Origin of the sequence: Haemophilus sp. HMSC066D02, from assembly GCF_001810545.1 — a bacterium.
Classification (GTDB): domain Bacteria; phylum Pseudomonadota; class Gammaproteobacteria; order Enterobacterales; family Pasteurellaceae; genus Haemophilus_D.
This window is the reverse complement of sequence record NZ_KV801813.1, coordinates 115,211-132,109: the sequence shown is the minus strand read 5'-3', so window position 1 is coordinate 132,109 and position 16,899 is coordinate 115,211. Positions and strand designations below refer to the sequence as shown.

Here is a 16,899-nt window from a genome sequence, read left to right as displayed (position 1 = left end):
ACCCCGAGCTGAATGGCTTGGGGTTTTTGTTTATAGATTTTTATTAAAAATTATATAGAATGATCTCAATTTTTATTTCTCAATATAAACCATGAAAAACTTTAGATATTTTGCGCAACGTTATGTTGATTGGGTTATTCGATTAGGTCGAGTTCGTTTCTCTTTACTTGGTATCGCTATTCTTGCGATTTTAGCTATCTGTATACAAATCTTATTAAGCACGCTCCTTAGTGATGGTATTCACTGGAGTGACATTGCTCGCTCAATTACTTTTGGTTTATTTACCGCTCCTTTTGTTATTTATTTTTTTACGCTGCTTGTTGAACGATTAGAGCGTTCCCGTTTAGAGCTCTCTAAAACGCTTGCGCGATTAGAAAAAAATAGTCGTGATAAAAGTACCTTACTTGCAACAATTAGCCATGAGTTACGTACGCCGTTAAATGGGATCATTGGTCTCAGTCGAATTTTACTGGATGATAAATTAACGGAACAACAACAAAATTACCTTAATACCATTAATCTAAGTGCGGTCAGTTTAGGTCATATTTTTAGTGATATTATTGATTTAAATAAAATCGATTCCAAGCGCATTGAATTGAATATTCAACCCTGCGACTTCCATTCATTACTTAATGATTTCTATAATTTTGGGACCTTAATGGCAGAACAAAAGGGACTAAAATTTTCTTTAAACCTGGATGAGAATTTACCTAATTGGCTTTATCTCGATCGTGCTCGCCTTAGCCAAATTCTTTGGAATTTAATTAGCAATGCCGTCAAATTCACTGATAAAGGAGAAGTGGTTCTAAAGGTGCAGAAAATGCAAAATAATCAGTATCAATTTAGTGTTACTGATACAGGAGCGGGTATTGCACCTTGTGAATTAGATAAGATTTTTACCATGTATTATCAGGTTAAAGATAATATTCACCGTTCTGCAGGAAGTGGCATCGGTCTTGCGATTTCTAAGAATCTTGCGCAGTTAATGCAAGGGGATTTAACGGTTGAAAGTGAATTGGAAAAAGGTTCAACCTTTTACTTAACGATCATTGCTGAACAAGCGCAAGCTCATGAAGGAAATGCAGAAAAAGCTATGCAGCATCTTTCTATTTTATTAGTAGAAGACGTTGAATTGAATGTGGTTGTGGCCAAAAGCATTCTTGAAAAGCAAGGTCATTATGTTGACGTTGCCATGAATGGTGAACAGGCTATCCAATTATTTGAGAAAAATACTTATGATATTGTTTTTCTTGATATTAAGTTGCCAGATATGTCAGGTTTTGATATTGCATACTATCTACGTAAAAACTACGAAGAAGGGATTTATGATTTTCTCCCACCTTTAATTGCCTTTACAGCGAACGTGATGCACAGTGAAGAAGAATATCAAGAACAGGGAATGGATGGCGTATTGCGCAAGCCCCTTTCTTTGGTTGAATTACGTCAGTGCTTTAAAACTTTTTTAGGCGATGATATTGAATGTATCTCTGATGAAGAAGAAACTCCTCAAGTTCAAGAAGGCATCAATATTTCACTTATTGAGTTAATCGGAAAATCTCAAGCGAAAGCTAATGTGGCGTTATTTAAACAATGGATGCCAATTTATTTAGATGAATTAGAAACAGCTTATGAGGATTATCTAGCAAACACGGATATGAAACAAAACGTGTCAGATGTCGCACATAAAATTAAAGGTGCAGCCGCGTCGGTAGGGCTTGTTAATGTTCAAAATATCGCAAAACAGGCTCAAGATACCTCATTGCCAAATTGGACATTGGATATTGCTTCATGGATAAAGCAACTCAGTAATGAATGGCCTCAAAATGTAGCTGAATTAGAAGCGTATTTAGAAAAGTAATTCATGACCCGTCATTTTCAATTTTTGATCAGTGAGAATATGCCGTCTAATTTGCCGGTAAATACCTTGATCATTAATGAATTCTCTAAAATTCAAAATCTTCTTGGACAAGAGTTTGAGACGATCTTGTTTGATGCGCGGAAAGGTATCCATTTAGAGGCACTAGCCATTGCGGCCGGAACATTGAAAATGAATGGTGCCTTAATTGTATTGCTATCAAATTGGGAGAAACTTCATTCTCAAATAGATGAAGATAGTCTCCGTTGGTCAGGTTCACTTGAGGCAATTGCTACGCCAAGATTTATGACATATTTTAAGCATTGTATTCATAAATATGGCTTCTCTATCCTTTATCATCAAAATAATTTAAAATTTGACCGCACTTTTCAGCAGTCATTTGTCAATCACAACGCGACCTTAGATCAGCAGAAAATCATTGAGAAAATCTTACAAAAAGAATCCGAACTCTACTTTCTTACTGCCAAACGAGGAAGAGGGAAATCAGCTCTAGCAGGCTTATTAGCGAATCAACTGGATACTAAAATTTACCTCACCGCACCGAATAAAAGTGCGGTTAAAATTTTGGCTGAATTTTCACAAAAAGAGATCATCTTTATTGCACCAGATGAGCTTTTCCTTGCTTTGCAAAATGATCCTTCTTTTTCTGAAAATGCTTGGCTTTTTGTTGATGAGGCAGCCATGTTGCCGATTGCTCAACTTAGCGCTTTTTCTCATCATTTTAAGCATATTCTATTTACGACTACTATCCATAGTTATGAGGGAACCGGGCGAGGCTTTGAGCTTAAATTTAAGCAAAAAATTAACCGCACTTTTTCTGACTTTGAACTTATTGAACCGCTACGTTGGTCTAAAGATGATGTTTTAGAGGCGTTTATTGATGAGCTTTTATTATTGAATGTAGAGGATGATTTTAAACAAACGCCATACGATAAAAGCAAAATATGCCAAATCACTGAACGCTCACAAGAGGAAATACTTTCTTCATTGCCCCAATTCTATGGCTTGATGACATTAGCTCATTATCGTACATCACCATTAGATCTACGGCGATTATTTGATGCCACTTCACAGTGTTTTTTTACTGCTGAAAATGAGCAAAATTTACTAGGCGCAGTTTGGGCATTAAAAGAAGGCGGGATTGAAGATTCATCGCTTATAGAGGCCATTAATCTAGGCATTAGACGCCCTAAAGGTAATCTTGTCCCGCAAGCACTTTGTTTTCATGCTCAACAACAAAAGGCTTGTGAATTGCATTCTTTACGTATTTCGAGAATTGCGGTTCAGCCTATGTGGCAGCAACATGGTATTGGTACACAACTTATTGAATATATCACGCAAAATGCCAATGTAGATTATTTATCAGTGAGTTTCGGTTATACCAAAGAACTAGCTCAATTTTGGCAGAAATGTGGTTTTTCTCTTGTTCATTTAGGCGAGCATTTAGAGGCGAGTAGTGGTTGTTATTCAGCTATCGCTCTAAAGGGGCTTTCTGCACAAGGGATTGAATTAGAAAAAGAAGCAACGCACTCTTTTCAACGAAATATACCTTTGTCTTTCCATCCGCTCGTTCAGGAATTTAATAGCATATCAGTAGATTGGGAATTGATTGACGAAGATTGGCTCAGCTTAAAAAATTTTGCTTATTTTCACCGCACTTTAGCTTCCGCTTTGCCGGCAATTCGTCGATTTTTAATGAATTTAGATGAAAAAGATTACCCTTTAATGAGAGATTATTTCATCACAAAACAGATACCCTATAATAAGAAAAATGGGTTAAAATTATTACGTTCGGAAATTGCACAAAAATTAAAAAAGGAGGCAAAATGAGCGAACAAGAAAAAAAAGGTTGGTTCCGTAAAGCGGTAGATGAATATAATAAATTTTGCAGTGAGCTTGGTTTAGATAAAGGTAGCTGTCGAGGTTGTATGCCACGCATTGAATTTGATGATGATGGTAAGGTAAAAAAAGAGAAACCACTAGAACCGCTCAAAAAATAAAAGAAAACAGGGTTAATTTAACCCTGTTTTTTTATACAGATAATTATTGAAAAGTAGAGTGAATTTGCTAAACTAGCAAGCTATTCACGCAAAAATGAGATAAAAATTGACCGCACTTATGAAAACAACCTATTTTAATTTTGATATTCCGATTCAGCCAAATGATCATAAAATTCTCGGCAATGTATTGGCGAGTGCAGATACACTTACGGTTAGTGAAATTGCTGAGCAATACGATGGATTGACTGTGGTTGTGACACCGGATACCAAAAGTGCGGTTCGTTTATCACAAGTTTTACCGGATTTAACTTCTCAACCCATTCAGTTTTTTCCTGATTGGGAAACGTTGCCTTATGATTCTTTTTCTCCTCATCAAGAAATTATTTCTTCTCGTTTAAGTGCGCTATTTCATTTGCAAAATACTAAAAAAGGTATCTTTGTTTTACCGATTAGCACATTAATGCAACGTGTGTGCCCGCCGAAATATCTACAGCACAATGTCCTTCTAATTAAAAAAGGTGACCGTCTTGTCATTGAAAAATTGCGATTACAATTAGAGTCAGCAGGATATCGTTCCGTAGAGCAAGTACTAGAACATGGTGAATATGCTGTGCGCGGATCTCTTTTAGATCTTTTCCCAATGGGAAGTGCGGTTCCATTTCGCTTAGATTTTTTTGATGATGAAATTGATTCGATTCGTACTTTTGATGTCGATACGCAGCGAACGTTAGATGAAATTCAATCTATTAATTTATTACCGGCACACGAATTTCCAACTGATGAGAAAGGTATTGAGTTTTTCCGCACACAATTTAGAGAAACCTTTGGTGAAATTCGTCGTGATCCAGAACATATTTATCAGCAAATCAGTAAAGGCACACTAATCTCAGGGATTGAATATTGGCAGCCGCTATTCTTTGATGAAATGGCAACATTGTTCGATTACTTACCCGAAAAAACGTTGTTTGTGGATATGGAAACAAATCAAGCACAAGGAGAACGTTTTTATCTTGATGCTAAACAGCGTTATGAGCATCGCAAAGTTGATCCAATGCGCCCTCTTTTGCCGCCAGAACGTTTGTGGCTAAGTATTGATGCGGTAAATCATGCATTAAAAAATTATCCTAAAATTAATTTTAAAGCAGAAAAAGTGCGCTCATCTGTTCGTCAGAAAAATTTATCGGTGTCTGCATTACCAGCAGTGACCATTCAATCACAGCAAAAAGAACCGTTATCCCAACTTTGTCAGTTTATTGAGCATTTTAAAGGAAATGTTTTATTTTCAGTTGAAACTGAAGGACGACGTGAAACTTTACTGGATTTACTTTCACCCTTAAAAATTAAACCAAAACAAATTAAAACCTTATCTGAAGCCAATCAAGATAAGTTTAATCTGTGGGTAAGTCGTCTTGAGCAAGGTTTTATTCTTGATGAGGCTAAACTCGCCGTTATTACTGAACATGAAATTTTAGGCGAGCGAGTACAACAACGTCAGCGTGATAAACGTAAGGCGGTCAATCCTGATACCTTAGTGCGTAATCTGGCTGAATTAAAAATTGGGCAGCCTGTGGTGCATTTAGATCATGGTGTTGGGCGTTATGGTGGCTTAGTGACACTCGATACTGGGGGCTTAAAAGCAGAATATTTGCTGATCAATTATGCGAATGAATCCAAACTTTATGTGCCTGTTGGTTCTCTTCATTTAATTAGTCGCTATGTCGGTGGCTCAGATGAAACTGCACCATTGCATAAATTAGGTAATGAATCGTGGGCGAAAACGCGTCAAAAGGCAGCAGAAAAAATTCGTGATGTGGCCGCTGAATTACTTGATGTATATGCCCAACGAGAAGTGAAAAAAGGCTTTGAGTTTAAATATGATCGTGAGGAATTCCAGCAATTCGCGGCAACCTTCCCTTTTGAAGAAACGCACGATCAAGCCATGGCGATTAATGCCGTTATTTCGGATATGTGCCAACCCAAGGCGATGGATCGTTTGGTTTGTGGTGATGTGGGCTTTGGTAAGACTGAAGTGGCGATGCGTGCCGCATTTTTGGCTGTAATGAATCATAAACAAGTCGCTGTATTGGTTCCAACAACCTTGTTAGCTCAACAGCATTACGAGAATTTTAAAGATCGTTTTGCTAATCTTCCGGTTAATGTGGAAGTGCTTTCTCGCTTTAAAACAGCCAAAGAGCAAAAACAAATCTTAGAAAATTTAGCCGAAGGAAAAGTCGATATTCTGATTGGAACTCATAAATTAATCCAATCCGATGTGAAGTTTTCTGATCTTGGCTTACTTATCATTGATGAAGAACATCGCTTTGGTGTGGGACAGAAAGAGAAAATTAAACAACTTCGAGCGAATATTGATATTTTAACGCTGACCGCAACACCAATTCCTCGTACTTTGAATATGGCGATGAATGGTATTCGTGATCTTTCTATTATTGCGACGCCACCGGCTCGCCGAGTGAGTATCAAAACATTTGTTCGCCAGAAAGATGATTTAATCATTCGTGAAGCCATCCTGCGTGAGCTTTTGCGTGGTGGGCAAGTTTATTATTTGCATAATGATGTGGCGAGTATTGAAAATACAGCAGAAAAACTGACCGCACTTGTCCCTGAGGCTCGAGTCGTGATTGGTCATGGTCAAATGCGAGAACGTGAACTTGAACGCGTGATGAGTGATTTTTATCATCAACGTTATAACGTATTAGTCTGTTCCACCATTATTGAAACAGGAATTGATGTACCAACGGCAAATACGATTATTATTGAACGTGCAGATAATTTTGGCTTGGCACAGCTTCACCAGTTGCGTGGCCGAGTAGGGCGTTCTCACCACCAGGCTTATGCCTATTTGCTTACACCTCCGCCAAAATTAATGACGAAAGATGCGAAACGTCGTTTAGAGGCATTAGAAAGTTTAGATAATTTAGGTGCAGGTTTCATTCTTGCGACGCACGATTTAGAAATTCGCGGTGCGGGTGAATTATTAGGGAATGAACAAAGTGGGCAAATTGAAAGTATCGGTTTTTCACTTTATATGGAATTACTTGACGCAGCAGTAAAAGCCTTAAAAGAGGGGAGAGAGCCTTCATTAGAAGAGATTACACATCAGCAAGCTGAAATTGAGTTACGTGTTCCAGCCTTATTGCCAGATGATTATCTTGGCGATGTGAATATGCGTTTGTCATTCTATAAACGTATTGCAGCAGCGGAGAGTAAACAAGAGCTAGATGAATTAAAAGTTGAATTAATTGATCGCTTTGGCCTATTACCTGAAGCAACTAAAAATCTTTTACAAATTGCTGAAATGCGTTTAATGGTGAAACCATTAAAAGTACTGAAAATCGATGCAGGGGCTCAAGGTGGCTTTATTGAATTCTCTCCTTCAGCAAAAGTTGATCCTGAAAAATTCATCAAATTAATTCAACAAAATCCAATTGTTTATCGTTTTGATGGACCATTAAAATTTAAGTTTGTGAAAGCGCTTTCAGAAAATAAAGAGCGGTTAGAATTTGTGATGGATTTAGTCAAGACGCTGACTGAGTAGCAAGTAAATAAAAAGGCTGACAACATGTCAGCCTTTCTTTTTTACGTTTTATTAGTGAAGCGCTTCAACAACGCTTAAGAACATTTTTAAGATACCGGCATTTAATAAGTCGATAAAGAATGCCCCTACCATTGGTACAATTAAGAACGCTTTGTGAGATGGTCCGAAACGGCTGGTAATCGCTTGCATGTTAGCAACGGCTGTTGGTGTAGCACCGAGACCGAAACCACAGTGACCTGCACTTAATACAATCGCATCATAATCTTTACCCATCATACGGTATGTGACGTAGATAGCGAAGAAAGCCATGAAGACAACTTGAACCGCTAAGATAACCAATACATCTGTTGCAAGACCTGCTAGCTCCCAAAGTTTTAGAGACATTAAAGCAATCGCTAAGAAGATAGATAAACCTACGCTGCCTAATACGTCAATCGCTGAATCAGCCACTTGGAATTTGAATAAGTGGGTTAAGCTGTTACGAATGATTACACCTGTAAATAAACACCATACGAAGGTTGGTAATTGAATGTGTGTACCTTTTGTTAAGCCATCTAAGTATTGACCGATGAGTAAACATAAAGAAAGCATTGCGATGGTTTCAATGATTGAGCGCGCATTAATTTTACGTTTGTAAGTTGGGTGCTCAAATGCTTCTTGTACGTCATCTATTTCATCATTCTCTGGATTTTCACCTTGTTTTTGATGATTTAATAAATAACGAGATACTGGACCACCTAAGATACCACCAAAGACTAAACCGAATGTAGCACACGCCATGGCGATTTCTGTCGCAGCCGGTAGATTAAATTCTTTAGTGAATGTTTCTGCCCATGCCGCACCTGTACCATGACCACCGGTTAGGGTAACTGAACCAGCAAGTAAGCCGTAAGCAGGATCAATGCCTAATAATTGAGTACCTAAAATACCGATGATATTTTGGCAAACAATGAGTATTGCTGCCGCCAATAGGAAGATAACTAATGGTTTTCCGCCTTTAATTAAGCGAGCAAAGTTTGCACTTAAACCGATAGAGGAGAAGAATACCAACATCATAGATGTTTGTAAGCTTTTCTCAAAAGTGAATGAAGTGCCATTTACTTTGTATAAAATGGTTAATGCAATAGCCACAATAAAGCCGCCAACAACAGGTTCAGGGATATTGAATGTTTGTAAAACGCGAATACGTTTTACTAGAAAATAACCAAGTAATAATACAAAGCTTGCTAAAGCAAGAGTTTGATAGGTATCAAAAACAATATTCACGAAATATCCTCCTATTTAGTTTGGTTTCGAGAATTCTTATGAGTTGTGTTCGGGTTCAACTACCACAATATCAACATTGCTATGTAATCCACGTGGTAATTGAGAGCCTTTTCTGCCGCGTTCCGCACGGAATTTTTGCAGATCTTCCGGTTTTAATGTGATTTTTCGTTTGCCGGAATGGAACTCAAGGCTGGCTTGTTCTGAAATTAAGAACAATTTCACCAATAATTCTGACCGCGCTTTTGCATTCGTTGCTGGAATACTGATGATTTTGTTGCCTTTCCCTTTTGATAATGCCGGTAAATCCCGTACCGGAAAAATCAGCATTCGACCCGCTGAAGTGAGGGACACAAGAAGTGAGGTCGACTCGGAAAGTGTCTCAGGTTTCAAGACTTTCGCATTTTCTGGCAAAGAAATCAAGGCTTTTCCTGCTTTATTACGTGCAATTAAATCTTCAAATTTGCAAATAAAACCATATCCTGCATCTGATGCCATCAATAATTCTTGTTTTTCAGTTTCCATAATAACCTGTTCAATGGTCGCACCAGCCGGTAATGTAAGTTTACCGGTGAGCGGTTCACCTTGGGAACGCGCAGAAGGCAAGCTTAATGGATCTAAAGCATAGCTACGACCAGTACTATCAATAAAGATCACTGGTTGATTGCTTTTACCGCAAGCGTGAGAGAGATATTTATCGCCTGCTTTGTAGCTTAATCCTTCCGGATCAATGTCATGACCTTTTGCACATCGTACCCAGCCCATTTCAGATAAGATGACCGTAACTGGTTCAGCTGGAGTCATTTCACTTTCAGAAATAGCTTTCGCTTCTTCACGCTCAACTAATTGAGACATTCTAGGGCTGGCGTATTTTTTCGCATCTTCTTGAATTTCTTTTTTAATCAGGGTATTTAAGCGACGTTCAGATCCTAAAATTAACTCTAAATTTGACCGCTCTTCTTCAAGTTTATCTTTTTCAGCTTGTAATTGATGTTCTTCTAATTTAGCTAAATGGCGTAAACGTAAGTTTAAAATGGCTTCTGCCTGTTCATCACTTAAGTTAAAGCGAGCCATTAAAACTTGTTTTGGTTCATCTTCAGTACGAATAATCTCAATCACTTCGTCAATATTGAGGAAGGCAATCATCAAACCATTTAAAATATGTAAACGAGCGAGTACCTTATCTAAACGATGTTGTAAACGACGTGTTACTGTTGTGCGACGGAATGTCAGCCACTCAGTGAGAACTTGAAGTAAGCCTTTTACGGCTGGTTTATGATCAAGCCCGATCATATTCATATTCACACGATAGCTTTTTTCAAGATCAGTCGTCGCAAATAAATGCGCCATCAAGGCATCTGTGTCAACGCGATTTGAACGTGGTACAAGCACGATACGCACAGGATTTTCGTAATCTGCTTCATCACGAATATCTTCCACCATTGGCAATTTTTTCGCGGTCATTTGCTCAGCAATTTGTGCAATGATTTTTGATGGTGAAGATTGATGAGGAAGTGCGCTAATGATGATTTCACCATCTTCTTTATGCCATGTTGCGCGCATCTTAATAGAGCCACGACCGGTTTCATACATTTTGCGAATATCATCTTTAGGGGAAATAATTTCCGCTTCAGTTGGGAAATCAGGGCCTTGAATGATATTGAGCACATCATCTAATCCTGCTTTTGGATTATCTAATAGCATCACAGCTGCATCTGCTACTTCATTAATATTGTGTGGAGGAATATCTGTTGCCATTCCGACGGCAATCCCGGTAGTACCGTTTAACAGAATATGAGGTAAACGCGCAGGTAAATATTGTGGTTCTTCTAAAGTGCCATCAAAGTTTGGTTGGAAATCAACAGTGCCTTGACCTAATTCAGTTAATAGAATTTCAGAAATTTTGGACAGGCGAGATTCTGTATAACGCATTGCCGCGAATGATTTAGGATCATCTGGCGCCCCCCAGTTTCCTTGACCATCTACCAAAGGATAGCGATAAGAAAAGGGTTGTGCCATTAATACCATGGCTTCATAACAAGCGGAGTCACCATGTGGATGGAATTTACCTAACACATCACCGACGGTACGTGCGGATTTTTTAAATTTTGCCGCGGCATTTAAGCCAAGTTCAGACATCGCATAGACAATACGACGTTGAACAGGCTTTAAGCCATCGCCAATAAAAGGCAATGCACGATCCATAATGACGTACATTGAATAATTAAGGTAAGCCTTTTCTGTAAAGGTGCGAAGTGGTATCTGCTCGATGCCTTCGTAGTTAATATTGCTCATATTTTTCTAATCTATTTTCTTGTTGCACCGGAATTCCCATCGGAATGTTCGTGAGGAGAATGTCCCATATCCATTCCTTTGTGACTGTCAATTTCGTAAGGAACAGGTTGTGGTTTTTGTGGATTGGCTTCTTTAAAGGCTTCGTCTTTTAATTTGCCGGAATAAATATTAGGATTTTTTTTGCCTTCTACCACTATTTGTCCCATTGTACCTTTATTTACAGCACGGAAAATGGAGTGATCCATAAAGACATAAGTACCCGGCACATCAATTCGAGTTTCTACCATGGTGGCACTGCCAGATGGAATCAAGGTCGTTTGAACATTGTGATTAACAAGTGTGCCGCCTTCTACATACACATTGTCAAATACCGCACCGATTAAGTGGAAAGAAGAACATAAATTAGGCCCTGCATTTCCTACGAATAGACGAATGGTTTCACCGGTTTTCGCTTTTAAGGCATTTCCATCCATAGTTGCACCGACTTTACCGTTGAAGAGGACGTATTCAGGACGTTCATCAATGGCTTTTTGCATACTGAATGGTTGCAAGCCAGGATCGCCAAACTCGCCTTTGGTATAGAATTCACTTTGCATAATGTAAAATTCACGATCCACTTTTGGTAAACCTTCTTTCGGCTCAACCAAAACTAAACCATACATCCCCTTGGCAAGGTGAATGTCCACAGGCTGACTGCCGCAGTGGTACAAATAAATGCCCGAACGTAACGCTCTAAATTGGAAGGTTGATGTACGTGTTGGTGGGGTTTCACTTGCGATAGCGCCGCCCATTGGCACAGCGGCAGCATGGAAATCGATACTGTGCGGCATCATTGAACTCGCTGAATTGGAAAGTTGGACTTCCACCATATCGCCTTCACGTACACGAATAAACGGAGCTGGCACGCTGCCGTTTAATGTCCAGAATTTAAATTGCACACCATCCATTAAATCCATAATTTGCTCAAGTGCGGTCAGTTTTACTACAACTTTTGCAGGGTAATTACGTTCAATCGGTTTTGGTACATTTGGCGCAAGCGTCAGTTCAGCTTCAATTTCAGGTAATTTTTCAACCGCAGTGGTTGCCGTATTAGAGGGCTTTTCCTCTGCTTGAGCAGAAGGAACAAGGCTTAAACCTGCACCTAATGTAATTGTTGCTAGGCCTAGTGCACTATTCTTAAAAAAATCTCGACGTTGTTCGTTCATGATTAACCTCAAATAATTAAACAGCTAAATCCACTTGATCTCCATTGGTTTGTAACCAATTTTTGCGATCTTCCGCTCGTTTTTTGGCGAGTAACATATCCATTAATTCTAATGTTTCTGCCCCTTGATCTTCGCCTAGCTCATAGGTTAATTGAACTAAACGGCGTGTATTCGGATCCATGGTGGTTTCACGTAGTTGTGATGGATCCATTTCACCCAAACCTTTGAAGCGTTGTACGTTTAAGGTACCTTTTTTACCTTTTAAGCGTTCTAAAATCGCTTCTTTTTCGTTTTCATCTAAGGCATAAAAGACTTCTTTACCTAAGTCGATACGATAGAGTGGTGGCATTGCCACATAAACGTGTCCATCTTGAACCAATTTAGGGAAGTGACGTAAAAAGAGTGCACAAAGTAGGGTGGCGATGTGCAAACCATCAGAGTCCGCATCGGCTAAAATACAGACTTTACCATAACGAAGTTGAGATAAATCTTCATTATCAGGATCGATACCAAGCGCCACAGCAATATCATGAATTTCCGTTGAACCAAGCACTTGATCGCTGGTTACTTCCCAAGTATTTAAGATTTTTCCACGTAATGGCAGGATCGCTTGATATTCACGATCACGTGCCTGTTTGGCTGAGCCACCCGCAGAGTCACCTTCTACTAAGAATAATTCGGTTTTTTCTAAATTTTGTGATGCACAATCGGCTAATTTCCCAGGTAGGGCAGGACCACTGACTAATTTTTTACGTACGACTTTTTTGGCTGCATTTAAACGACGTTGTGCAGAGCTAATGGCCATTTCAGCTAAGCGATCCGCATCTTGTACGTTCTGGTTTAACCATAAACTGAAGGCATCTTTTAAAACGCCTGCCACAAAGACCGCGCTTTGACGAGAAGATAACCGCTCTTTTGTTTGTCCTGCAAATTGAGCATCCTGCATTTTTAGTGAAAGAATGTAAGCACAGCGCTCCCAAATATCGTCTGCGGTTAATTTCACCCCACGTGGTAATTTATTACGGAATTCGCAATATTCGGTCATGGCATTGAGCAAGCCTTGGCGAAGACCATTTACGTGTGTTCCGCCTTGTACTGTTGGAATCAAGTTTACATAGCTTTCTGCAATAAGCTCGCCACCTTCCGGCAACCATAACAATGCCCAGCTTACTGCTTCTGTAGATCCTTTAAATTCACCAACAAAAGGTTTTTCAGGCAAAGTTTCAAAACCATTCACCGCTTCGGTTAAGTAATCGGATAGACCATCTTGATAGCACCACACATCTTCGGTGTTATTCACTTTATCGACAAATTTAATTTCTAAGCCTGAACAAAGTACGGCTTTCGCACGTAATAAGTGGCGTAAACGGCTGACAGAAAAATTCTTGCTATCAAAATATTTTGGATTCGGTTTGAAGTGAACGGTGGTGCCGGTTGTACGTCTGCCACAAGTCCCGATGACTTCTAATTCTTCTACTTTTGCACCGTTTTCAAAGGCAATTTTATACACTTCACCGTTACGTTTAACTTGAATATCAACGCGTTCAGAAAGGGCATTGACGACAGAAATCCCCACCCCGTGTAGACCACCAGCAAATTCATAGTTTTTATTCGAGAACTTACCGCCAGCATGAAGTTTGGTTAAGATGACTTCCACACCAGAAACGCCTTCAGTTGGGTGAATATCTACTGGCATCCCACGGCCATTATCAATGACTTCAAGCGATTGATCAGCGTGTAAAATCACTTCAACTTTGGTAGCAAAACCCGCAAGGGCTTCATCCACACTGTTATCGATAACTTCTTGTGCAAGGTGATTTGGACGGGTGGTGTCCGTGTACATGCCGGGGCGAATTTGCACCGGTTCGAGATCTTTCAGAACCGTAATTTCTTGAGCGGAATAATTTGTAGTCATTTTTAAAATTAGTTACTTATTTATAAAAAAATTAGCGTGATTTTATCAAAAAATGACGCGTTTATAAAATCAAAGATGAGAAAAGATAAGGATACTATATCAAGTAAAAGTGCGGTCAAAATTTGACGTGAATTTTGACCGCACTTGGGGTTCATTTGAATCTATTTAATCTGTTATGGAGTGAGTTATCGAGATACTAAGCTTTTGCTTTTGTTGCTAAATATTCCTGCAAGCCTTTATCTCTCAATTTACAGCTTGGGCATTCCCCACAGCCACCTTCAACACCTTCATAGCAAGTGTGGGTATGCTGACGAACATAATCTAACGCACCTAATTCATCAGCTAATGCCCAAGTTTGTGCTTTGGTGAGATACATTAACGGTGTTTTTAAATTGAACGGATAATCCATGGCTAAATTAAGGGTAACATTCATGGATTTGATAAACACATCGCGACAATCGGGATAGCCACTGAAATCTGTTTCACATACGCCTGTGATAATGTCATTAATACCTTGACCTTTTGCATAAATCGCCGCATACAATAAGAAGAGTGCATTGCGGCCATCCACAAAGGTATTAGGTAATTCACCCTCTTTTTGCTCAATATCTGCATTTGCATCCATTAAGGCATTATGGGTAATAGATTTGATGACGGACGTATCAATCAACGTTTGTTTTACGCCGAGATCTTTGGCGATCCAACGGGCTTTTTCTAATTCAATGGCATGGCGCTGGCCATATTGAAAAGTGACGGTTTCGACATTTTCTACGCCATATTCAGCAATGGCTTGAATTAAACAGGTTGTGGAATCTTGTCCACCAGAGAAGATGACAAGGGCTTTACGATTGTGATTAAGATTTGAAATATTCATAGGATACCTAGTTTTTTTATGTAGGAGGTTTGCGAACTACAAGTTAAAAATGAGGCGGTATTGTAGAAGTCAAAGATAAATTTTGCAAGAAAAGGACTAATTTAAGCAGGAAAAAACGGAGAAAATTGTGATACAATTTCGGTAAGCTAGTTTTAAAAAAGGTAAATACAATGAAAAAATTAATTCTTATCGTTATTGGTGCATTAGTGATTTCAGCTTGCGCAAATAAAGACGTTTATTTTAATGGTTCGGAAGGATCGCATTCAGGCATGAAATTTGATAAAGACACTCGTCATTGGGGCGTTAATCAATAATTGTTTTGATAAAAGAAAAGCCATACAGTTGTATGGCTTTTTTATTAAATCACTTCTTCTTGGCAATGTGGGCAAGTCATTAAATGTTCTTCATTATTGTGCACAATATAATGGCCCATTTTTTTCGCTTTAGTATCAAGATATTTCGTATTGTAACGATTTTCACCTACATTCAATGGCACACGTTCTACAATATTAATGCCCGCTTTTTTCATGGTTTCGACTTTCTGTGGGTTGTTTGTCATCAAGCGAACTTGTTTCACACCTAATAATTCAAACATATCGGCACACACATTAAAGTTACGCTCATCGGCTTTAAAACCTAATGCAAGATTGGCTTCAATGGTATCCATTCCTTGATCTTGTAATGCATAGGCACGAATTTTATTAATTAAACCGATGCCACGGCCTTCTTCACGATGATAGATTAAAACACCTCGACCCGCTTCGCTAATTTGACGTAATGCCGCTGCTAGTTGGAAACCACAATCGCATTTTAAACTGTGTAATGCATCGCCTGTTAGACATTCAGAATGAATGCGGGCGAGCACTGGCTCATCTGGGTTTGAGATATCACCCATCACTAAAGCGACATGTTCTTTTTTTGTATCGGGGAATTCAAATCCGACCATTTTAAATATGCCATATTCGGTAGGCAAATTGGCTTTGGCAACCAATTGGATTTTTGACATAATTTATCCTTTTTTCAACTTTATTCTGCTAAAATGTGCACTTTATTTTTATTATCAAGAGGCAACAATGTTTAAAAGGCTGTCATTATATACGTTATTCCTTTGTCTTGTACCATTTTTTGTTTGGGGTTTTGCTTATCATTGGCATGGAAACAACCAATTAATGGAATGGGATTATTGGCTTTATCTTTTAACTGAAACCGGTAGCGTGCCTTACGCTTTAATTACCTGTGGTGTATTTGCTTTACTTTTCCGTTTTCTTTTTGAAAATCGTAAACAATGGATTATGGGTGTCATTGTAATGGGGCTGTCGGTATTATCTACACAAGTAATTAAAACAGGTTTAAAAACGGTTTTTGCCGAGCCACGTCCTTTTACTGTCTATTTAGCGGAAAAAACAGAAAGTACGACGGATGCTTTTTATCATCAAGATCGTTCTGAGCGTGCGAAATTAGTGGATAAATTTTATTCTACACAAGCCGATACGCCAGCCTGGTTAAAAGCTCATTATGAAGATGAAACGGGTTATTCTTTCCCATCTGGTCATTCTATTTTTGCTGCCACTTGGCTTATGTTAGCCGTTGGATTTAGCCAATTATTAGGGAAGCGTTCTTTTAAAGCAGAATTGCTTATTGGAGCGATGACAATTTGGGGCGTATTAATGTTAATTAGTCGCGTACGTCTAGGAATGCATTATCCTATCGATTTATTTGTGGCGATAATTTCAGCATGGATTGTTCATTTGATTATTTTTGGTTTCTTACAGAAGAAAGGCTTGTTTAACAATAAATAGCATCAAAGACCGGTTTGAGTGATGAAGCTGGTCTTTTTTATTGCTAGTAGAAAATATGATTTTTATCATGGATTTTCATTTGGATTTCAAGGAAAATACAGTCCAAACATTCCAAC

Annotated in this window: 12 protein-coding genes and 1 riboswitch; of the genes, 6 read left to right on the top strand and 6 right to left on the bottom strand. The window is 38.7% G+C overall.

Annotated features, from left to right (window positions below; all coding sequences use genetic code 11):
- Window positions 1–91: 91 nt before the first annotated feature.
- The 4 genes from HMPREF2750_RS06990 (at window position 92) to mfd (ending at window position 7,432) form a co-directional block, all read left to right on the top strand.
- The gene (locus HMPREF2750_RS06990) at window positions 92–1,858 is read left to right on the top strand and encodes an ATP-binding protein (protein WP_070583177.1); all 1,767 of its coding nucleotides are present in this window, start codon (window positions 92–94) and stop codon (window positions 1,856–1,858) included.
- Window positions 1,859–1,861: 3 nt separating this feature from the next.
- Window positions 1,862–3,706, top strand: a complete 1,845-nt coding sequence (locus HMPREF2750_RS06985) for a tRNA(Met) cytidine acetyltransferase TmcA (RefSeq protein ID WP_070583176.1) — start codon at window positions 1,862–1,864, stop codon at window positions 3,704–3,706.
- Window positions 3,703–3,876, top strand: coding sequence for a DUF5363 family protein (locus tag HMPREF2750_RS10065; RefSeq protein ID WP_014065161.1), 174 nt, complete (start codon window positions 3,703–3,705; stop codon window positions 3,874–3,876). The genes HMPREF2750_RS06985 and HMPREF2750_RS10065 overlap by 4 nt, the downstream gene beginning before the upstream one ends.
- A 118-nt stretch (window positions 3,877–3,994) precedes the next feature.
- Complete coding sequence (gene mfd, locus HMPREF2750_RS06980) at window positions 3,995–7,432, top strand: transcription-repair coupling factor (RefSeq protein WP_070583175.1); 3,438 nt, start codon at window positions 3,995–3,997, stop codon at window positions 7,430–7,432.
- 51 nt (window positions 7,433–7,483) lie between these two features.
- Here mfd and gltS read toward each other — a convergent pair whose 3' ends face one another.
- The 5 genes from gltS to queC all read right to left on the bottom strand — a co-directional run bounded on the left by gltS (window position 7,484) and on the right by queC (window position 14,984).
- Complete coding sequence (gene gltS, locus HMPREF2750_RS06975) at window positions 7,484–8,698, bottom strand: sodium/glutamate symporter (RefSeq protein ID WP_070583174.1); 1,215 nt, start codon at window positions 8,696–8,698, stop codon at window positions 7,484–7,486.
- 36 nt (window positions 8,699–8,734) lie between these two features.
- Window positions 8,735–10,990, bottom strand: a complete 2,256-nt coding sequence (gene parC / locus HMPREF2750_RS06970; protein ID WP_070583173.1) for a DNA topoisomerase IV subunit A — start codon at window positions 10,988–10,990, stop codon at window positions 8,735–8,737.
- A gap of 11 nt (window positions 10,991–11,001) precedes the next feature.
- The gene (gene nirK / locus HMPREF2750_RS06965) at window positions 11,002–12,195 is read right to left on the bottom strand and encodes a copper-containing nitrite reductase (RefSeq protein ID WP_070583172.1); all 1,194 of its coding nucleotides are present in this window, start codon (window positions 12,193–12,195) and stop codon (window positions 11,002–11,004) included.
- Between the two features lie 16 nt (window positions 12,196–12,211).
- Window positions 12,212–14,110 carry a DNA topoisomerase IV subunit B gene (parE, locus tag HMPREF2750_RS06960; protein ID WP_070583171.1) on the bottom strand — a complete coding sequence of 633 codons (1,899 nt, stop codon included), beginning with the start codon at window positions 14,108–14,110 and terminating at the stop codon, window positions 12,212–12,214.
- 196 nt (window positions 14,111–14,306) lie between these two features.
- Window positions 14,307–14,984: a 7-cyano-7-deazaguanine synthase QueC gene (gene queC / locus HMPREF2750_RS06955; RefSeq protein ID WP_070583170.1), complete on the bottom strand. Its 678-nt coding sequence runs from the start codon at window positions 14,982–14,984 to the stop codon at window positions 14,307–14,309.
- Window position 14,985: 1 nt separating this feature from the next.
- A riboswitch (PreQ1 riboswitch) is annotated at window positions 14,986–15,030 on the bottom strand.
- A 124-nt stretch (window positions 15,031–15,154) separates the two neighbouring features.
- Between queC and HMPREF2750_RS06950 the strand changes: the two genes are divergently transcribed.
- Complete coding sequence (locus HMPREF2750_RS06950; RefSeq protein ID WP_014065561.1) at window positions 15,155–15,298, top strand: hypothetical protein; 144 nt, start codon at window positions 15,155–15,157, stop codon at window positions 15,296–15,298.
- 44 nt (window positions 15,299–15,342) lie between these two features.
- Here HMPREF2750_RS06950 and ribA read toward each other — a convergent pair whose 3' ends face one another.
- Entirely contained in the window at window positions 15,343–15,990 is a 648-nt protein-coding gene (gene ribA, locus HMPREF2750_RS06945) for a GTP cyclohydrolase II (protein WP_070583169.1), read from the bottom strand.
- A gap of 67 nt (window positions 15,991–16,057) precedes the next feature.
- Here ribA and HMPREF2750_RS06940 point away from each other — a divergent pair, with 67 nt between their 5' ends.
- Window positions 16,058–16,783, top strand: a complete 726-nt coding sequence (locus HMPREF2750_RS06940) for a phosphatase PAP2 family protein (RefSeq protein WP_049365786.1) — start codon at window positions 16,058–16,060, stop codon at window positions 16,781–16,783.
- Window positions 16,784–16,899 lie beyond the last annotated feature (116 nt).

Coding starts and splice junctions, on each gene's coding strand:
- HMPREF2750_RS06990 (WP_070583177.1), top strand. CDS start 92: ATGAAAAACTTTAGATATTTTGCGCAACGTTATGTTGATTGGGTTATT.
- HMPREF2750_RS06985 (WP_070583176.1), top strand. CDS start 1,862: ATGACCCGTCATTTTCAATTTTTGATCAGTGAGAATATGCCGTCTAAT.
- HMPREF2750_RS10065 (WP_014065161.1), top strand. CDS start 3,703: ATGAGCGAACAAGAAAAAAAAGGTTGGTTCCGTAAAGCGGTAGATGAA.
- mfd (WP_070583175.1), top strand. CDS start 3,995: ATGAAAACAACCTATTTTAATTTTGATATTCCGATTCAGCCAAATGAT.
- parC (WP_070583173.1), bottom strand. CDS start 10,990: ATGAGCAATATTAACTACGAAGGCATCGAGCAGATACCACTTCGCACC.
- nirK (WP_070583172.1), bottom strand. CDS start 12,195: ATGAACGAACAACGTCGAGATTTTTTTAAGAATAGTGCACTAGGCCTA.
- parE (WP_070583171.1), bottom strand. CDS start 14,110: ATGACTACAAATTATTCCGCTCAAGAAATTACGGTTCTGAAAGATCTC.
- queC (WP_070583170.1), bottom strand. CDS start 14,984: ATGAATATTTCAAATCTTAATCACAATCGTAAAGCCCTTGTCATCTTC.
- HMPREF2750_RS06950 (WP_014065561.1), top strand. CDS start 15,155: ATGAAAAAATTAATTCTTATCGTTATTGGTGCATTAGTGATTTCAGCT.
- ribA (WP_070583169.1), bottom strand. CDS start 15,990: ATGTCAAAAATCCAATTGGTTGCCAAAGCCAATTTGCCTACCGAATAT.
- HMPREF2750_RS06940 (WP_049365786.1), top strand. CDS start 16,058: ATGTTTAAAAGGCTGTCATTATATACGTTATTCCTTTGTCTTGTACCA.